Below are 17,026 nucleotides of genomic sequence, written 5' to 3' on the forward strand. Positions count from 1 at the left end.
TGTACCATTTTTGTTCTGCTGATTTTGGATCGTACGTTGTTGGCATTTCCAAGGTTGTCTTGTTGTCTTGTTCTGACATATCAGGATACCTCCATCATTTTCATTGGCAAACAAAAAAAGCCTTTCATCCTCAAAGGACGAAAGACTGTTCTCTCGCGGTACCACCTTAGTTTCGCATATAGGACAAGCAAATTATGATTTGCCTTATATACAACTCTTTAACAGATAACGGTTGTGACCGACCAAATCTAATTTTATTTCAACTTGGCAGCTCCAGGACGACTTCAACAGATACATTCCAACAGAACCTCTCAGCGTCAAAATGGTTCTACTCTCTAATGGGTTTTCTGTTTACTACTTCCTTTCGAAGCTTTTAAACATCATATGCGTATTAGAATAGTGTTTTTTTGAGTACATGTCAACATCCCGTAAACATAATCAAAAAAATTTCTTCTAACCTTGCACTTGTTTAAGTCTATCAATGCGAAATCACTTTTTTTAAACTACGAATCAATTGATTCGTAATTTGGCTTGGGTCACAAGAAATGATGTTTTTACTGTACATAGTTTTATAATTTTCAATATTGTCATTACGAAAGGATTGTGTTCCAAAAAGCAAAGAAATAACAAAGATACCTTTATCTCTTGCTTCCTTTACAGCTTCTCTCACGTCTAACATGCCTTGTTTATATCCACCATTATAATCAGTAGGCAATCCATCTGAGAAAATAAAAAGGATTCGATCTTTTTCAGGACGTTTCATGAGTTCTGCTGTAGCAATACGGATCGAAAAACCATCCTTATTACCACCACCAGCTTTACGATGATGCAAGAAATTGTATGTGTAATTGCAAGACATCTTACATTCATTGAAGTCCTTTACAACGTAATGGGTGACATAGCTTTTAGCATCTACAGAAAACTGAGCCGCTTTAAAAGGAATAATACCCTTCAGCCCCTCTTCAGCGACCGACATGGCATAGCCCGAATGCATTTGCTTATCGTCCGAATTCATGGAACCTGAGCCATCCCACAACAGGTATGCAACATAATCTGATGTAATGGGAATGCCCCGTTTTACAAATACATTGTACTCCTTCGTTCCTACCTTATAAAGATTGCTCGGATCTAAAACCCCTCGTTTTTGTCCGCGAAGCGTATAGCTCTCCTTATTTCGAAATATTGCCTCAACCTCCTTGCGGAATTTTCGTCCGCCACGCCGTATGTTCTCATGCAAACCTATACCAAGTGGAAATCCTCTTTTTTCATGAAACTTATTTGCAAAATCCTTTCTATAACGGGACTCAATTTGCGAAATTTCATCTTTATCCAGTTGACTGTCTTTATTTACTTTCCCCTTTTTAGATTTTAGTGATTTTTGGGCATCATCTACCAGCTTCGTTTTGATATCCTCTTCTAATTCCTTAAATATATTATCTATGGCTTGAGAAACAAGTTCTTCATCATTCTGTTTCGGTTCACCTTCGAGAAGCTCATCATCCTCTGAAGCCTGTCCCGGTGTAGAATCCATTTTAGATTGCTCTTTACTTGATCCCGATTGAAGACTGGTTTCTCTTTCCTGATCAACGGAGGATGATTTCTTCTTTTTACTCGGTGTATTTGTTCCCCCTTCAGCAGCCTCTTTGCCCGATTTTCCATCTGATTCTTTTGGCGGATTGCAGTCGCACTCTTCTTTATGCTTCGCCTCCGGTTTTAAATGAATAGATATCGATCCCCCCGTATTAAACTCCTTTTCGGAACTCGTTGTATATTCAGGTTGAGTTGGTAAGCTTTCGAGAAACTTCTCATCTGCCTTTGTCCGCTCTTCCAAAAGTTTCATAAGATAGGGTTCAATACTTGTAATCATCTTTTTACAAAGGGAGAGACATAGCTGCGCATTTACAGCATTAATCCCTTCGATAATCATAGGCTTAATTTGGGTAAAATTCTTTTCCAATTCCCTCCCCTTATACTTTTCATCATATCCCCTGGGGTTCAATCCTGTAACCGCGAATGTTATAATGCTGGTTAACAAATCTTCCAGTTCAGAGTCACCTTTCAATTCAATTTTCTTCCAAACACTCAAGTTCAGAAACTTTAGATAGCCTACATAGCCAGGATATTTGTTCCCTAAAATCTTCTCAATCCGTCCATCTTCCACCCCGTTCCCAAAAGCAACAGCAATTTTATTGACGTAGACACGAAGAATGTCTTCGTTTAAATGCTTGTTTTTTTTCACGAATGAATCTTCAATTTCTTCTCCGTAAAGTGCGTAAGCTTTAAAGTCAGAAGAATTTATATGCTGCGATTCATGACCTGTTAAAGCTTGAAGAACAATGAATATCTCTTCAAGTGGTGATTGAATAAACATTTCTGGCAGACCGACAGTGATGGATTCTCCATCTGTAAAAGATCCGCCTCCAATATTTAGATTCAATTTTACATTTGAGCGACTGGGTATGAGAAAACTGACCATAGCCTTCAATTGTTTAAGGATATTTTCTCGATTGAAAAAGTTTTTAACTCTGTCCATATCCTCTTTAGTAATTGGATTCTTATGTTCCATGCTTAATTCCCCCTGTATTCATATCACCTTTTTAAAAAGAGGCAGGAGACCGATAAATCCTCCTACCTCTTCACCTTTGATTAACTAAATGGATGCTCGTATGACGTTTAAGATTGCATTACGATCATCGGTATCACTGCAACGATGAGCAACATTTGTAATCAATGCCCTTTGAAGAGTGAGACCTTGTTCTACACCAATACAGGCGTCTACAAACCCGCGAATCGTAAGGGCTTTGTCGCTGACTTCTCCATCCTCCACAATTTTCTTGATGCCAGAATATAATTGGTCACATTTATTGATAATTGAGAGTCCTACGTTGGGTACTTTTGCCAACAGCACTTCTTTCAGAGATACCATTTTTGGGAACACGATCGGAACGAACCGATCAGCGGTAGCTTCATTTAAATCAAATGTTCCTTGGTACTCACGATTCATTGAACCAATGACAATAAAATTGGGGTGAGCCTGAATGTTTCCATACCCAGGAACATACATCCGTCGTCTATCGTCCAACAAAGAGTTGAAGATGATCAAAGCATGTGCCAGCCCCGTATTGATTTCATCCAAGTTCAGTACACCACCTTCAACGGCTGCTTGAATTGTTGCTTCAACATCAAACCCCATTTTTGTATGTCCGTCCTCGTCTGCTTCAATCGTCTTTCCACCAAGTAAAGATGAGTTATCATGCTGGGAATTGATTGCAAATTCATACAATGGACGTCTATACAACCATGCCAACGTCTCAATCAAAACATTTTTACCAACGCCACGATCTCCCTCAAATAATAAATTTCGGTCTCCATTTATGTAGGAGATACAATCGAGAACAATTCCTTGATCCCCATCTTGATATAAAACCTTTGGAGATTTCATCTCAGGAATCAAAGTTGCCACTTCTTCTCGATAATGCTGATATGATTCAAATACGCGAATCATTGCCTTTTCAGGTACTCTACACTTCTCCATATAGTGAATTCTCTTCTGAATTTCTTCGTCCGTTGCGAGTCCATCCTCCACAACCTTTTGACAAACCGTTTTAAAGTCCTGCGCAGTTTTTACGGTTTGTAACTCCCCTGCGTTCAAAACAAATTCACCGATCAAATTCGTGGTTAAGAATCCCGTAATCTTTGCAATTTGTTCTTTCGGAATCGCTGCAACAATATCCTCATAAACCGAATATCCTTCTTGTTTTTTAGTGTCAATGTATCCAGCCAATCCGCCTTCGTATTCTGCAACCAGCTTATCGTCTTGGGGAAAAATTTTAATAAATGGAACTTTTCCTTTTTTCAGATCATCAATCACATCAAATTTCTTCGGATATTGAGTCTTTGCACCAACCAATTTAAACTTCATTACATGCTGCTCCATAGAAACATCTCCTTCAACAAAGTCATCAATATCTAAACAAACTATAAATGCTTTCGACTTATGTCCATTTTTAAATAGCGATTCTGTAATTTCAACGACCTGACCCCATACATATTTTTCGAAAGAATCATATACATGTTCAGCAGATTCTGTATTCATCATCACTGTGCTTCTACCGTTTGCGACATAACCTACAGATTCTCTTTCCTTGTCTGTGAATGCCTTGATTGCATAAGGATCTTTATTATCTAATTCTTTTTCGAAAAATAGCACATCCCCTACGACTACCTTGTGTTTACCAGGATCTCTGGAGGATAAACCCACTACAGTCACCATTGTTGTATTTTTCACTGTGTAAAAAGTCCTCTCCTTGATGTATAAAATTTCTCCGTAGAAAAACCTAATGTATTGAAAGCTAATGTATTTTACTGAATCCAGTCAAAAAAAATAACGAGGTACAATTAGATTGCAATCCTCGTCTTTTTCGATTTTATTCCTCTCTGGTGAACTCCACTTAGTTCACCTTTTTTTAAAGGAAGAGTTTGAGCTCTAACATAGATTTCGAAATACTTTTTCACAATATGTTTTGGGACATCTGCCATTTTTGTATACGGCTCGTTTTTTAGGATGCTTTCACACATCTTTTCATAACTCTTATCCCATAATTCTTTATCATAACGCTTGATTGTTCCCTGCTTGCCAGCAAGGATGATATCATCTACGCCTTTCCCATCTTCTTCAGACCAATTAAGATAATAAGTGTAGTAGCCATGAGCCTCTAATTGATCCGCCATCTTCTTGAGCTGTTCGGCTACTTGCCATTTATAGTTCATGTCTGCATCAAAAGCAATGCAAAGACAATGCACTTTATAATCTCCGTTGTATCGTTTTTTTACGGCGAATGAGTTCGGAATTTCATCCAATTCGTTCACAATTCCACGCCATGAAGTGACACCTTGAACAGAGATGGTAATAGACCCCGTTGCCTTTGAAAGATGTTGCGCCTTGAATCTTCCTTCCGTAATAAGAACGGTTCGGTTTTTAATAATTTCAGGATACACAACATCGACAGGTGATCCCGAAGATGTTCCACTATCGTATTTGTCATCATTCATGGCAAATGCTGATGAAAACCAAACGTAGCGCGCATCCTTATCTCCTTTGGTATCATGCCGTATTTGGATACCTACAATTTGCCCCTTCGCATTCTTGATCCCAATCCCAATGCCTACATGTTTAGCAAAGCTATACATCTTTTGACCTGGGAACTTTTTGGACTCCTGACGAAAGAACCCTGGAATCGTTGAAAGCACCTCTTCACTTCCGTCAAATGTTGATCTGATGTTTTTACAGAACTTACTTAGCACTTTTCGAGTTGGAAATGTAAAGTATAAACCCTTCGAGATTTCTTCTTCTGTTAAACCGCGCTCATTCAGCAAGTGATTCTTGTGTGTTTCTGAAAGGTCGCATGCTTTAATGAATATTCTAAATACCTGATCCAACGTTTCATTATCAGCAATGTTGTTTTGGAACTTTTCTTTATCAACTGCTTCGTATCTGCGTTGGATTTTCTCAATATCATGTTTGCGATACCGTCTATTTGCATAATATTCGTCATATTCCCATGATGAAATGATGCCACATTCAAGAGCAACACGAAATGCTGCTGCCAAATAGTCAATGCCATCATAAAGACTAACGAACTTGATGGTGTCACCACCTACTCCACAAGAAAAGCATTTCCATATCTGCTTTCGATCTGACACATCAAAGCTTCCAATTTTTTTGCCATTGTGAAAGGGACACAGACCTTTATATGATGTGCCTTTACGAATGAGCGACATGCGAGATCCTACCACTGTAGTCATCGGAATACTTCTCGCTTGATGAATTAATTGTTCTATAAATTGTGTTTTTTCCAAAAGTAACGCCTCCTTCTAACCATTGAAGAAGAAAAGAGCAAGGAATTTCTCCCCTGCTCCAATCTCGTCTCTTATTAATCAGAACGGGAGATCATCATCACTGATATCGATGGGTTTTCCGTCATATAAAAATGGATTATTTTCAGGGCTCGCAACACTCGCACTCGCCTCACGATCGCCACTGTTTCCAGCAGTAGTAGAAGATTCATCATCTTTTTTAGAACGCATTTCCTTCAGTTCAAAACGTTCTATAGTCAGATTTTCATACTCTTTCCCCTGGTACGTATGCGCTTCAAGTCGTCCAAACACTTCAATCTTTTGACCCTTGTAGCCGAGTTTTGCAAGGTTTTCCGCATTTTTACCCCATAGCTCACAATTAAAATATTTAGGCTTAAACCTGCCATTATCAAATTTCCCCATACTTGGATCGGGAATTGCAATAGCAAATCGATGATTTTTACCTCCGCGCATCACTTTGGTTTTATTTTCTCCAACTTCAGTTATTTCAGGCGGATCATTCGATAAACGTCCTGAACCAAAAAGAACCTTTACATCTTTCATTTCACCTTTAACTTCACGTCGAATGGTTTGAATAATTAACATTTTGTATCTCCCCTATATCAAATATTTTCATGTGAAATTCCTGTTTCTTTTTAAACATGCTCTATCATAGTTAAAAACAAAAAATCGTATAACCCTCAAAAATCATCGTAAATTCATTTTGCCTATAGTCAATATGATATATTTAATTGCCTGATTAGTCAATGTATTTGCATTGTAAACTCTTTTGTTCACTCAAGGTAACTGCATCGAATTTACATGGAAGGTGAGAAGAACTGATAAATTCAATTATTTTATGCAACAAGAAGAACCCTACTTGGTAGTATCCAAGTGGGTTCTGTTTGAAGTACGAAGTACGTGTAGGTTATGAGGCGGAATATAACATTGGAATCACTCACATCGCTATGTTTTGGACAATTAGGGATAGCTCGTCGTGTAATTCATCAATTTTCCGCTTATTGGAAACGCCATTAACCAAAAAAATCAAAACCAAGTCCCCAATGGCATTCTTCAGTTCTTCTTCACCCATATGCAAAGGAGATAGCTTATAATCGTAAACAGCAATAAAAAAATGAATGAATAACTCATAAAATGAGTTCCAAATATTCGAAAATTTACGCAACACACGACGATCCTTCATAAGCACGGAGTTCAAATAAACATCGTTGAGATCCTGCTGAATTAGATGCTTTTTAATCACACAGACGATGTGCGTTTTGTTTTCAATGAAAAATTGGAGCAGTTTATCTGACTCTGCAAAAACATTACTCAAAGCATGCAATTCCAATGGTCGAATAGCTAACACGTCCGGGTGTTCTTCCAACATAATCGCTTGAAATATGTTTGCATAACGACATAATGACCCTTCTTCAATACGCTGAATTCTACGGATTAATTGGCTCAACGTTTGCACCGCAAATTCAGAAGAATAATATTTGTTAATTTCACGCATCGCAATAAATACACAGAGCCACCAGGTTTGTTCAATCGATAGATCCTCGAAAGAAAGAAATTCTTTTTCAACCTCTTGTACAAAGAAGCTCATCATCTTATCTTTCTGATCAATAAACATAGGCATACTCCATGAAAGTTCAAACGCATATAAAAAATATTGCAATACATCTTCTTTTTGTATATGTTTTGGAGCCATACCCAAGATATATTTTTGTTCATATTGTTTTGTCATCTAAAAACCTCCTTTTTCTATCATGACGGTTAAAAAAAGGTCCTTGCAATCTACAGCAAGAACCTCAAATAACAACTACAGTTACGGTAAAATGGTAAAATGCTCACCCTTGATGTTAAAGGTTGTCTGTGGCTTTACATCATTCACAGCGTAAACATTAAGTTTGCCGTTTTGAAGCATATACAGATGGGAGTCGTAACCAGCGGACTCTTTTCCAAATGGAATGAACCATGTGGATTTCCCCATCGTCAAGGTTTTTACATTAATGGCTGTAATCTCATTTTTTTTCAGCACATTCCCTCTAAGATCTTTTTCTTTTGTTATACGACCTACATATAATTCGTCTGTTTCGCCTTTGGATAGAATTGCAGATTCATCCGTTTTTAGTTCCAACAATTGATCTACATGTAAGTCAGACGGATCAACTTTCATCAATACTGAATTTGTCATTCGTGTGCCAAAGGCATTTAAAATATAAAGCTTATAATCAACAACGACGAGCCCCTTGCTATCATCACCAAGCAATACACTTTTCTTTTCCTTGTTCACAAGATTAAGCTTTCCAAGCTTATCGCCAAAGGTGTAATAAAGAGAATCACCATAAACAACATAATGTGAAGGTTGTCCTTCAAGCTCCAACGTTTCCATCTTATTCAAATCGTTGTGATCGATCATTTGCAGCTTATGGGTTCCCTTTTCGAAAAGTAATACTTGCTTGTTTGTTACTAATAAGCCATCAGCAGTTACATAATGCTCACTTTTTGATATGTTAATGACTTGCAGTTTGCCAGCCGATTCCTTCATTCGATAGATTGCTTTGTCGGAATTGCTATACGCATATAACGTTTTATCTTCGACGCTCCCATAGTAAAGGAATTTCGATTTTTCGTTTTTAGCTATTGTTGTTTTCTTTACAGCCTGCTGACTACGTTGATCAACCTCAGACTCAAGTTTTTCCACAGGCTTTGATTTGACGATCTCTTCCCCTTTATGCTCCTTCAGAAAAATGATTTTTTCGCCAGGGTAAATAGGATGAAGATTCATACGATGGTTTACTTCCATTACCAGTCGCAACATAGCCGCAATATTTCGATGGGGTGTCAATTTGGATTGAATTTCCCAAGCATTCCCCCCTTTTTCTACAGATATAGGTACCTTCACAAAATCTTTGAAAGTTTCCCCTGATTGAATAAGGGGCTTCACTTGTTTTTGGATCGTTTGTGAAGCTGGGGGCATCTTTGGTTGCTGATCGTTTATCTCTTTATCCGCTGTTTTCTTACTCAATGTCTTTAGATCAAATTCTTCTACTATCTTTTTTTGTTTCAGTGCATATAAAGAAACCACGCCGTCTTGGGTGTACGATAATACGTGTGATGCAACTCCCGATCCTTCCACAGACTCTTTCACCTGTGTCGAGCCTTCCGTACTACTCCAAAAATAAATGCCCGCTGAAAGCAAGACTGTTGCAACCATGCCTACACCGACAGCCATAACGGTCTTTTTCTTTTTACTCAATGCTTCACGCTCCTTTCTTTTGTTTATTTCTCGTTTTTTTCTCCGGCAGCTTACCATTTGTATCACGAAAAAATTTAACCGCTGTTATCCCTATTGCCGTAGCATCCGCTTCATGCTCTTTCACATCTTCACGTTGTAACAAATATTTTACGGCAGCAATCACGTTCTCTTTCGTCGCTCTTCCATTCCCAGCAACATATTTCTTAACGGTGCCAGGAACAAAATCACGAAGCATAATTTGCTTTTGCCCCGCAATAAGATGGATAACACCTGTTGCCATATTGGTCATCACGATGGAAGCTGACTTGTTTCGTCCTTTTTTTCCATCGGCAGGTACCTTTTGACGAGGGTTAAAGAATAGCTTCTCACAACCTATAATTTTCGGGTTATAGGTGTTCGTCAATTCCGTTAGAAGGCTATAGATAAGGGAAATACGTTGTGGAAGCGAGAGCTTACTATCCGTCTCAATCGTCCCAGATTTAAGCACAAGGAGTTCCTCTCCCGTCAATTGAATGACTGAAAACCCGCAGTTTGCAATCCCCTGGTCGATTCCTATTCCTATAATAGATTCTTTTTCTTTACTGATCACAGCGACTACAACCATTACAATCTTCAATCATCACGACAATATCTGGAGGGAACATCTGTTTAGACCTTTCTAAAGCTGACCTTACCTCATCCATTACATTCTCATGTACAATCAATTTTTTAACGGAAAGGATCATGACGAGCGCTGGAAAGAGCAGAACTTCTTTTTCCCACGCTTCCATCGATCCTTGTACTTGAATAATATCTTCATCACCAAGAATGTGATTTAAATGTTTCTCATCGACGATCATCCCAGCAGCGGTTTGAAACTTTACCGAATCTCCCTTTCCCTTTCCAATTAAGTGAATCGTTTCATAGACACTTGTATCCAAGTGTGAGATAAGACTTCGCAGTTCTGTGAAAAGATTTCGGATCTTGTCATCATAAATATAAGATTCATCTTCTTCCTCATCCCATTCCGCCGTCGCATTTCTGACGTATTCCTGAACTTCTTGTTTAAAGCCTTTCATATTAAAGAGCATAAAACTATCCATGTTAAATGTTTTTGAATTCTGAAAATATTCCGCTACTAATATAAGCGAGATGTTTTTCCAATAAGAAGAGGTCTCAAAATACTCAAGACTTTCCTCCAAGAATGTAGTCTTGTAAGACTCTTCAAACATTAGTGTTTGCAATGTCTCTTTTATCGTTTTTACAAACAAGTAATGTGAAAGGAAAGAGGCTAATGCCAACTCCAAAGCGTTTCTTTGTTTACAGCTTACGGATAGTTCATTTTCACTTATTTTTAGAGGTTTCATTTTTTTGATTTGAAGCACTTTATAGATTTCATCCAGATGCAATCTACTTTTTATGAAGTATGTCATGATTTCTCCCTCCTTATTTACTGCACTTCAATACTATATCTCAATATTGACTATAGTCAATGTATTATATGTTTTGCTTCGTTTGTTAAATACCCTACCTGTGCAAACACTTCTTTCATCTTGTGACGTAAGATGAAACCGAGAGTGGCATGTCAATCAAATCTTGATTTATTCGTTGCCTATAGTCAATTTTTATGATAAAATTGCTTATATATAAAGCAGATTAATGAAGGTGTAATTACATATCTTTGTTTAGAACTTTTACATTCTGGCTTATACCAATGGAGGTGAACCAAATGGTCAAACATTCTTTGATTAGAGAAAAGAAAGAATCATATTTCACACGAAAAGAGAAAAATAAAAATAAGAGATATACTGACCCAAGTACAAAAGCGAAAGTTAAAATCGTGGTAAAACAAGTTCAACGCGGGGAAATTTATTTTGCCAATTTTGAAAAAGGCGAAGGTTGCGAGCAAAATGGAACCAGACCTGTGCTTATCATACAAAACGATGTCGGAAATCGCTTTAGTCCTACAACGATCGTAGCTTTAATAACATCCGTCACTAAAAAATTAGATTTACCGACTCATATCGAATTACCAAATCAAATCTCTCTTCTTCCTTACCATTCTGTTGTCTTACTTGAACAACTTAAAACGATTGACAAAAATCGTTTAGAGGACAGAGTTTCTAAACTGGATCAACACTATATGCAAAAAGTTAATGAAGGACTATCCATTAGCTTGGGAATGCATCCCGATTTTACATGAATCAAAAAGGACGATCTTCTATTGGAGATCGTCCTTTCTTATAGTTAAGCCGCCGTTTTTGTAAACATCGGATCTATCTGAATATTTTGAATCTTTCCTAACTGTACACTGGGTATAAATTTAAACATTTCAACATAACCAAGTGATTCAAGGGACACCTTTATAGATGGAGAATACGATGGAGCCAAGGTCATCATTCGTACATGAGCTACGCCATATTTCTGTTTGATTTGAAGGGGATAGTATATACATTGCCATACCACCTCTTTATCATCTGACACTTTAAGTTCGATAATACAGTAGGTTCCCTGACGATCTTTGGCTAAAATATCAATTCGCCCATCGATCACACGTACCTGGCGAGCTACATAAACAAGCCCTTCTTCGATAAGATGAAGCTGTGTATATAGAAAATTCTCTACATCTTGCTCCGTAATCGTTTTTACATCTTTTCGTATATAATCACTACTATGAACATAAGCTTCTATCACTTCTTCCATCGTTCTCTTCCATAGTTCATGCTCCTCTGAATAATGTACGCCTTCCATTCGTTTAGGCGTTTTAGGCTGAACTCCATAAGCTGCATTTAAAACTGTTAAGGCATGGTACTTCCAGTGCCATGCAAAATGATTAGTTTGTTTATATGCTTTCGCCTTATTTGCAGCTTGACGCTTAATCGGTTTTTGTTGGATTTTGATATAATCATGCATGGCATATTCAATGCCCTTGTCATCAACTACATTACGAATCGAGTTTTCGAAAATCCAACTATCCATGATATTGACCAAGGAATTTTCCATGGCAACCTCTTTCCTGATCTCTACATCTTTATAAAAAATCGAATCCCCCGCAGGAAGATTTAATTCCTCACATAAAAAGCACATCATTCCCCTTGTTAATTGCTTTCTTTTAATATCCTTTCCCTCTCTATAAATGAAGTATCGCAATGCGAAATAGTGATACAAAACCGTTTCATCGTCAATTCCATATTGTAGTTTCAATGCATCAATTAACTTCTCCTGAAATTCGCTCTCATAATTCATATTTACCAATCCTTTTTAGCAGTTATTCTCCTTTCATCATCCTAAATATCCATTATATTGACTATAGACAACGCGCCTAATAACGTCTGAGCTTCAATCTCTCACTTGATATGTATCACAACAAGACAAAAATTCGATCAAATCAGTGATGTATTACGGGTGGAATCTCGAATGAAGACGACTCATTTTTAATATAAGAGTATATAACACATTGATTCTACAAATCAGGAGGAGAATATGGATGAGCAAAAATTATGAACGAAAAAGCCCTGAACAAATCATTCGTCTTGACGGTAAAAATGTATTTTTGGAGGTTATGAATTCTGCATTTGAGATTAGCAAGGTTCTAATCAACTTCCAGGAATACGACGCGACGAAGGAAAAAGGCAACCGTGTGAAACAAAACATCTCCATTTATTTTGACATGGACAAGTTCCTTGTTCTGGGAAACGATCTGCTATCGGGAAGACTTTCCGCTTTAGCTACGAAAGCTAAAGAAGAAGCATTTAAACTACAAACAGAAAACAAAAAGAAAGGTGTGGATCGAAAGGTATATGCGAAGGAAATCTACTTGGATCAAGGCGGGACTTCCTCTGCTCGTTTGGAACAGAAAGGAAAATCACGTCCTGATGGCAAGTCCGAAGCCAGACTAATGAAAATTACCCCAGGTGAAAAAATGCCATGGATGATTTCTGCTGAACTTGGTCCAGGCGAAGAAAGTGAAACGGGTTTAATTATGCCGAGATTTGTAAATAATCGTCCTGAAAAACAAATTCGCGTACCTATTTCAAACGAAGATTTTAAACGCTTAATCTTGATCGTAACAAAACATATCGAAGCTTTCCTTGCTTCCAAATATGTAAACAACGAATTCAAACATAAAAAGGAAGAACCTCAATTAATTTCACAGGAAGAAAGTGAAGATAAACCACTGTAAAAGTGGTTTTTCTTTTATCTACGGGTTTTTTTATAGTGAATAATCAACGTATTGTTATTGTCAGCCCAAGTTACGGAATATTTGAACCAAATCGAGCGTATGAGAGACTTTTAAAAAAGGAAGGTTTTTCTTCGTGGGATTGTATTGAGGCAAGAACAAACGAGCGAATAATTGAGTTTATAAAAAAACAGTTCACGCGCAACAAGAGCACCCTTAATGTTGCCTTTTTAGGCAAGGAAAAAAATCAATACCTTGCCTTAAAAGAAGTCGATATCTCCAGACCTTGGAGAATATCCAAAGAAAATGAATCGGAGAGTATTGTCTACTTGGACTATCCACTTTCGAATGCAGAGCTTAACTATTACGATTAAATGAAAGCGCCAAGTCTTATAGCAAAAAGAAGCCTGACGACTAAGGGGTATCGTCAGGCTTCTGCTTTATTTTTGAAAAGGGAAATTATCTTAAAACGACTATGCAGTAAATATATCATAATCGATGAATATAGTCAACTTCATGTATAGGAATTTATCTTCCGAAATCCTTAATTATGTTTATGTATATTTATAGAGATGCATAGAATACAAGTGAGTTACATTAAGCAGGCAAAGTCCTACGACTTTACTTGTAAGAGGGGAAGGCTATCTGTGGCGACTATTTTGACATGCTTAGCTTTTTATCTTATTTTTAAGACTTCATGTGTGATTGTGAATCAAGCTGGTTTTTCATTCACCATCAATCACACGATTCAAAGAATTTCACTTTGCACCGTTGTAGCACTGATTCAACTTACTGCGTTTTGAGGGGGACGCTCGGTTGAATCATCTGCACCAACACAAAAAAGAAGAGTCGTTATGACTCTTCTTTTTGTTCAATACCTCTAAAACAACTCATTTTTCAACTTCATCGTCTTTATGTTTAAAGCGTAGGAATGCCAATACAGTTTTCTTGCAAACTCTAATCGTTCACGCTCCGTAAAACAATCCCCTTCCTCTGTTAGTGTAACCAATAACGCTGCCACCAGAATACTTGGTGAAACATTTTCGATTTCCCAATTTCCTACATTTGCATGCAGATATTCTCTTACAGGAATATAGACTTTATTCCTCTCCGTTGATACATAACAACGAGCAAATGAGCATCGATCAATGGTTAAGATGCCAGGATAACTGTTTCTCGTTTTATCCTTCAAATTAATTTCTTTTTTCAGTTCTTGAAAATATATCAAATACTCTTTTAATCGATTTTTGGATCTGGCATTTGTAATGATTAGTTCTTTCATAACATCCGCAAAAGAAACAGATGAAACCAAGTCACGAACCTTCATACCGCTACTCGACCATTTCGGTACTGACACAATTCATCATTGGAGTGAAGCTTCAAATAACTCAATACCTTTTGTTCAATTTCTTCAAAATTTAAAGAGCTCTTTACGTCTTTGTTGTACCAAGATTTCGTTGGAATGTCGAAATACACACTTCCCATCGTAGTAAGAACGTAAATGCGTTGCATTTTTCTTTGCTTTGTAAGATCTTTTTCCCAATAACTCACTCTTTTTATTTTATATGAGCTCGCCGAAGCAGAAGGTACCTCTTTCTTCATCTGCGTTTTGTCCATGGGAAGCGAAAACAAATCAGGTTGGATAGGAGCATTTAGCACGGGCAATGGTTGATATAAAGGTGCATACGTATTTAAATACTTCAAGAACACGTGAGCAAGTGCCATTGAATCATCTAATGCTCTATGATGATTTGTTATTTCTACACCCGCATCCTTGCAGATATCCTCCAACCCATAGGCAGGCAAATTCGGTCGATACATTTTAGCTAATATTTTTGTGCAAATCGAAGCATTGTCGGCAATAATCCCTACCTTTTTAAAATAATGTAGTAGGTAACGATCCCAATCAAAACTTTTATTATGAGCGACAAACACCGCATCACCAATGAATCGATAAAACTCGGGTAACACTTGTCCAAAGACAGGCTTTCCTGAAACCATTTCATTGTTTATACCTGTAAGTTCCGTTATTTTGGGATAGATCTTTTGCTCAGGATTAATAAGTTGACTAAATTCACCTACAATTTTACCATCCTTAATCTTAACACCTGCAACCTCAATGATACGCCCACCCTTAACTGGTGAAAACCCTGTCGTCTCAATGTCTGCAACGACATAACAATTGGAGCGAAGAAGTATTTCATTCATCTCTAAGGCTTTTTCGTTACCGTTTTTCTTTTTTGCTACTGCCATCTATGATCTCCCCTCATCCACTATGAGTTTATCCTCTTAGTTACTCACTTCTGTAAATCTTCCATTTTTAAGTTCGTACCATGTGTCTTCCTTAATTTTTTTTCCATCAATTTTGGCTGATTTAACGCAAATTGGCACGAAATGTTCACCGTCATGTTCCCATTCTGCCAATGTAATCCAATTTCCTACTTTCCCCCTAATTCGGCTTTCGATTCCCAGGACTGCACCGACACTGTCTTTACCATCTAACGTAAGAAAGTTATCGTCTCCTGTGGCTACAAGTCTACTGTGATTTCCTAATCCAACAAGTCGGCTATTATCTCCCGAAGCAGCAAGTTGTGCGTTGGTTCCACAGGCGGCGAACTGACTACTGTATCCTGAAGCTGCCAGTCGGCTATTGTCTCCTGAGGCAGCAAGTCTGCTATAATCTCCCGATGCTGACAGTTGGCTATCGTCTCCCGATGCTGACAGTTGGCTGTCGTCTCCCGATACTGCCAGATGACTGTCGTCTCCCGTGGTTACCAGTTGATTGCTGTGCCCAGAGGCTGACATTGTTTCCCGAGGTGGCAAATTGGCTATTATTACCTGAGGCGGCAAGTCGGCTGATGTCTCCTGAGGCAGTAAGTCGGCTATAATCCCCTGAAGTTGCCAGTTGGCTATCTTCTCCTGAAGTTGCCAGTTGGCTATCTTCTCCTGAGGTTGCCAATCGGCTATCATTCCCCGAAGATGCTAAATAGCTTCTGTACCCAGAAGCAGCAAGTTGGACGTTGTTTCCCGTGGTCATTAACTTGCTATTGTCTCCTGAGGCGGCAAGTCTGCTGTTGTCTCCTAATGCAGTAAGTCGGCTATCTTCCCCAGAAGCTGCCAATCGACTGTAATCTCCTGAAGTTGCCAGTTGGGTGTACCCTCCCGAAGATGCCAGATAACAGTTGGATCCTTTGGTTGCCAGTCTGCTGTCATCTCCCGAAGATGCCAGTTGACTGCCGTACCCTGAAGCAGCAACTTGGACGTTGTTTTCCGAGTTTGCTAATTGGGCATATTCTCTCGATGTTACCGATTGGCTGCAATCTTCAAAAAAATCCAGTTGACATTTATCCTCGTTGTTGACCTCTGCTATTTCGGTGTCCTTCACCCAAATAGCTTCATAGCCTGCCTTAATAAATTCTGGCAAACCAAGCTTTGCACCAATCCGTAGTTGGTTTGTAACCGATTTATCACCTGTTGTTTTTGTTTCGCCAAGCGCTTTCACCTCAGCAAATTCGCTCAGATCTCCTCTGGAATCAATAAGTGGATAGTGGTTCAGTACATCCAGCGGATTTTTGCAAAAATGAAATCCTGCGGAACATAGCACAATCTCGCCTTTATGTTCGAATGTTTTACCTTCTGCATATTGAAAACCGAGACATACCATACCTTTTCCAAAAGCTTTATAGCCTTTCATTACCGCTTCCCCCTTTAAATCTGATGTAAGGACTTGTCATCAAAACAAATGC

The 17,026-nt window shown here is 38.2% G+C and carries 16 protein-coding genes and 1 other annotated feature; of the genes, 3 read left to right on the forward strand and 13 right to left on the reverse strand.

Features of this window, described 5'->3' with window-relative positions; all coding sequences use genetic code 11:
- Positions 1-130: 130 nt before the first annotated feature.
- Positions 131-377: a binding site (T-box leader), on the reverse strand.
- Between the two features lie 101 nt (positions 378-478).
- The 8 genes from JOD82_RS08185 to JOD82_RS08220 form a co-directional block, all read right to left on the reverse strand.
- Positions 479-2,566 carry a vWA domain-containing protein gene (locus JOD82_RS08185; protein WP_209948121.1) on the reverse strand — a complete coding sequence of 696 codons (2,088 nt, stop codon included), beginning with the start codon at positions 2,564-2,566 and terminating at the stop codon, positions 479-481.
- A gap of 84 nt (positions 2,567-2,650) precedes the next feature.
- Complete coding sequence (locus JOD82_RS08190; RefSeq protein WP_209948123.1) at positions 2,651-4,288, reverse strand: AAA family ATPase; 1,638 nt, start codon at positions 4,286-4,288, stop codon at positions 2,651-2,653.
- Between the two features lie 110 nt (positions 4,289-4,398).
- Positions 4,399-5,859 (reverse strand): CHC2 zinc finger domain-containing protein, encoded by a 1,461-nt coding sequence (locus tag JOD82_RS08195; protein ID WP_209948125.1) that lies wholly within the window; start codon positions 5,857-5,859, stop codon positions 4,399-4,401.
- Between the two features lie 78 nt (positions 5,860-5,937).
- Positions 5,938-6,462, reverse strand: coding sequence for a single-stranded DNA-binding protein (locus JOD82_RS08200; RefSeq protein ID WP_209948127.1), 525 nt, complete (start codon positions 6,460-6,462; stop codon positions 5,938-5,940).
- Between the two features lie 352 nt (positions 6,463-6,814).
- Positions 6,815-7,606 (reverse strand): hypothetical protein, encoded by a 792-nt coding sequence (locus tag JOD82_RS08205; protein ID WP_209948129.1) that lies wholly within the window; start codon positions 7,604-7,606, stop codon positions 6,815-6,817.
- Positions 7,607-7,687: 81 nt separating this feature from the next.
- A complete protein-coding gene (locus JOD82_RS08210; RefSeq protein WP_209948131.1) occupies positions 7,688-9,121 on the reverse strand; it encodes a hypothetical protein in 1,434 nt (477 codons plus the stop codon).
- A 4-nt stretch (positions 9,122-9,125) separates the two neighbouring features.
- Positions 9,126-9,710, reverse strand: coding sequence for a crossover junction endodeoxyribonuclease RuvC (locus JOD82_RS08215; protein ID WP_209948133.1), 585 nt, complete (start codon positions 9,708-9,710; stop codon positions 9,126-9,128).
- Positions 9,700-10,533: a hypothetical protein gene (locus tag JOD82_RS08220; RefSeq protein WP_209948135.1), complete on the reverse strand. Its 834-nt coding sequence runs from the start codon at positions 10,531-10,533 to the stop codon at positions 9,700-9,702. Before JOD82_RS08220 ends, JOD82_RS08215 begins: the two co-directional genes overlap by 11 nt.
- A gap of 407 nt (positions 10,534-10,940) precedes the next feature.
- Between JOD82_RS08220 and JOD82_RS08225 the strand changes: the two genes are divergently transcribed.
- On the forward strand, positions 10,941-11,303 hold the full coding sequence (locus JOD82_RS08225; protein WP_043886264.1) for a type II toxin-antitoxin system PemK/MazF family toxin: 363 nt from the start codon (positions 10,941-10,943) through the stop codon (positions 11,301-11,303).
- A 44-nt stretch (positions 11,304-11,347) separates the two neighbouring features.
- On the opposite strand, the gene JOD82_RS08230 is transcribed toward JOD82_RS08225, so the two are convergent.
- The gene (locus tag JOD82_RS08230) at positions 11,348-12,346 is read right to left on the reverse strand and encodes an endonuclease NucS domain-containing protein (RefSeq protein WP_209948137.1); all 999 of its coding nucleotides are present in this window, start codon (positions 12,344-12,346) and stop codon (positions 11,348-11,350) included.
- Between the two features lie 241 nt (positions 12,347-12,587).
- Here JOD82_RS08230 and JOD82_RS08235 point away from each other — a divergent pair, with 241 nt between their 5' ends.
- A complete protein-coding gene (locus tag JOD82_RS08235) occupies positions 12,588-13,283 on the forward strand; it encodes a hypothetical protein (protein ID WP_209948139.1) in 696 nt (231 codons plus the stop codon).
- 35 nt (positions 13,284-13,318) lie between these two features.
- On the forward strand, positions 13,319-13,654 hold the full coding sequence (locus tag JOD82_RS08240) for a hypothetical protein (protein ID WP_209948141.1): 336 nt from the start codon (positions 13,319-13,321) through the stop codon (positions 13,652-13,654).
- A gap of 506 nt (positions 13,655-14,160) precedes the next feature.
- Here the strand turns inward: JOD82_RS08240 and JOD82_RS08245 are convergent.
- The 4 genes from JOD82_RS08245 to JOD82_RS08260 are packed head-to-tail and all read right to left on the reverse strand — an operon-like array spanning position 14,161 to position 16,974.
- A complete protein-coding gene (locus JOD82_RS08245) occupies positions 14,161-14,607 on the reverse strand; it encodes a hypothetical protein (RefSeq protein ID WP_209948143.1) in 447 nt (148 codons plus the stop codon).
- Positions 14,604-15,533: a 3'-5' exonuclease gene (locus tag JOD82_RS08250; protein ID WP_209948145.1), complete on the reverse strand. Its 930-nt coding sequence runs from the start codon at positions 15,531-15,533 to the stop codon at positions 14,604-14,606. The genes JOD82_RS08245 and JOD82_RS08250 overlap by 4 nt, the downstream gene beginning before the upstream one ends.
- A gap of 36 nt (positions 15,534-15,569) precedes the next feature.
- The gene (locus tag JOD82_RS08255; protein WP_209948147.1) at positions 15,570-16,085 is read right to left on the reverse strand and encodes a YdhT family protein; all 516 of its coding nucleotides are present in this window, start codon (positions 16,083-16,085) and stop codon (positions 15,570-15,572) included.
- Positions 15,982-16,974: a DUF7666 domain-containing protein gene (locus JOD82_RS08260; RefSeq protein ID WP_209948149.1), complete on the reverse strand. Its 993-nt coding sequence runs from the start codon at positions 16,972-16,974 to the stop codon at positions 15,982-15,984. The genes JOD82_RS08255 and JOD82_RS08260 overlap by 104 nt, the downstream gene beginning before the upstream one ends.
- Positions 16,975-17,026 lie beyond the last annotated feature (52 nt).

The organism is Paenibacillus sp. 1182 (assembly GCF_017833915.1).
GTDB lineage: Bacteria > Bacillota > Bacilli > Paenibacillales > Paenibacillaceae > Paenibacillus > Paenibacillus polymyxa_D.

Coding starts and splice junctions, on each gene's coding strand:
- JOD82_RS08220 (WP_209948135.1), bottom strand. CDS start 10,533: ATGACATACTTCATAAAAAGTAGATTGCATCTGGATGAAATCTATAAA.
- JOD82_RS08205 (WP_209948129.1), bottom strand. CDS start 7,606: ATGACAAAACAATATGAACAAAAATATATCTTGGGTATGGCTCCAAAA.
- JOD82_RS08185 (WP_209948121.1), bottom strand. CDS start 2,566: ATGGAACATAAGAATCCAATTACTAAAGAGGATATGGACAGAGTTAAA.
- JOD82_RS08230 (WP_209948137.1), bottom strand. CDS start 12,346: ATGAATTATGAGAGCGAATTTCAGGAGAAGTTAATTGATGCATTGAAA.
- JOD82_RS08235 (WP_209948139.1), top strand. CDS start 12,588: ATGAGCAAAAATTATGAACGAAAAAGCCCTGAACAAATCATTCGTCTT.
- JOD82_RS08260 (WP_209948149.1), bottom strand. CDS start 16,974: ATGAAAGGCTATAAAGCTTTTGGAAAAGGTATGGTATGTCTCGGTTTT.
- JOD82_RS08200 (WP_209948127.1), bottom strand. CDS start 6,462: ATGTTAATTATTCAAACCATTCGACGTGAAGTTAAAGGTGAAATGAAA.
- JOD82_RS08255 (WP_209948147.1), bottom strand. CDS start 16,085: ATGTCAGCCTCTGGGCACAGCAATCAACTGGTAACCACGGGAGACGAC.
- JOD82_RS08245 (WP_209948143.1), bottom strand. CDS start 14,607: ATGAAGGTTCGTGACTTGGTTTCATCTGTTTCTTTTGCGGATGTTATG.
- JOD82_RS08250 (WP_209948145.1), bottom strand. CDS start 15,533: ATGGCAGTAGCAAAAAAGAAAAACGGTAACGAAAAAGCCTTAGAGATG.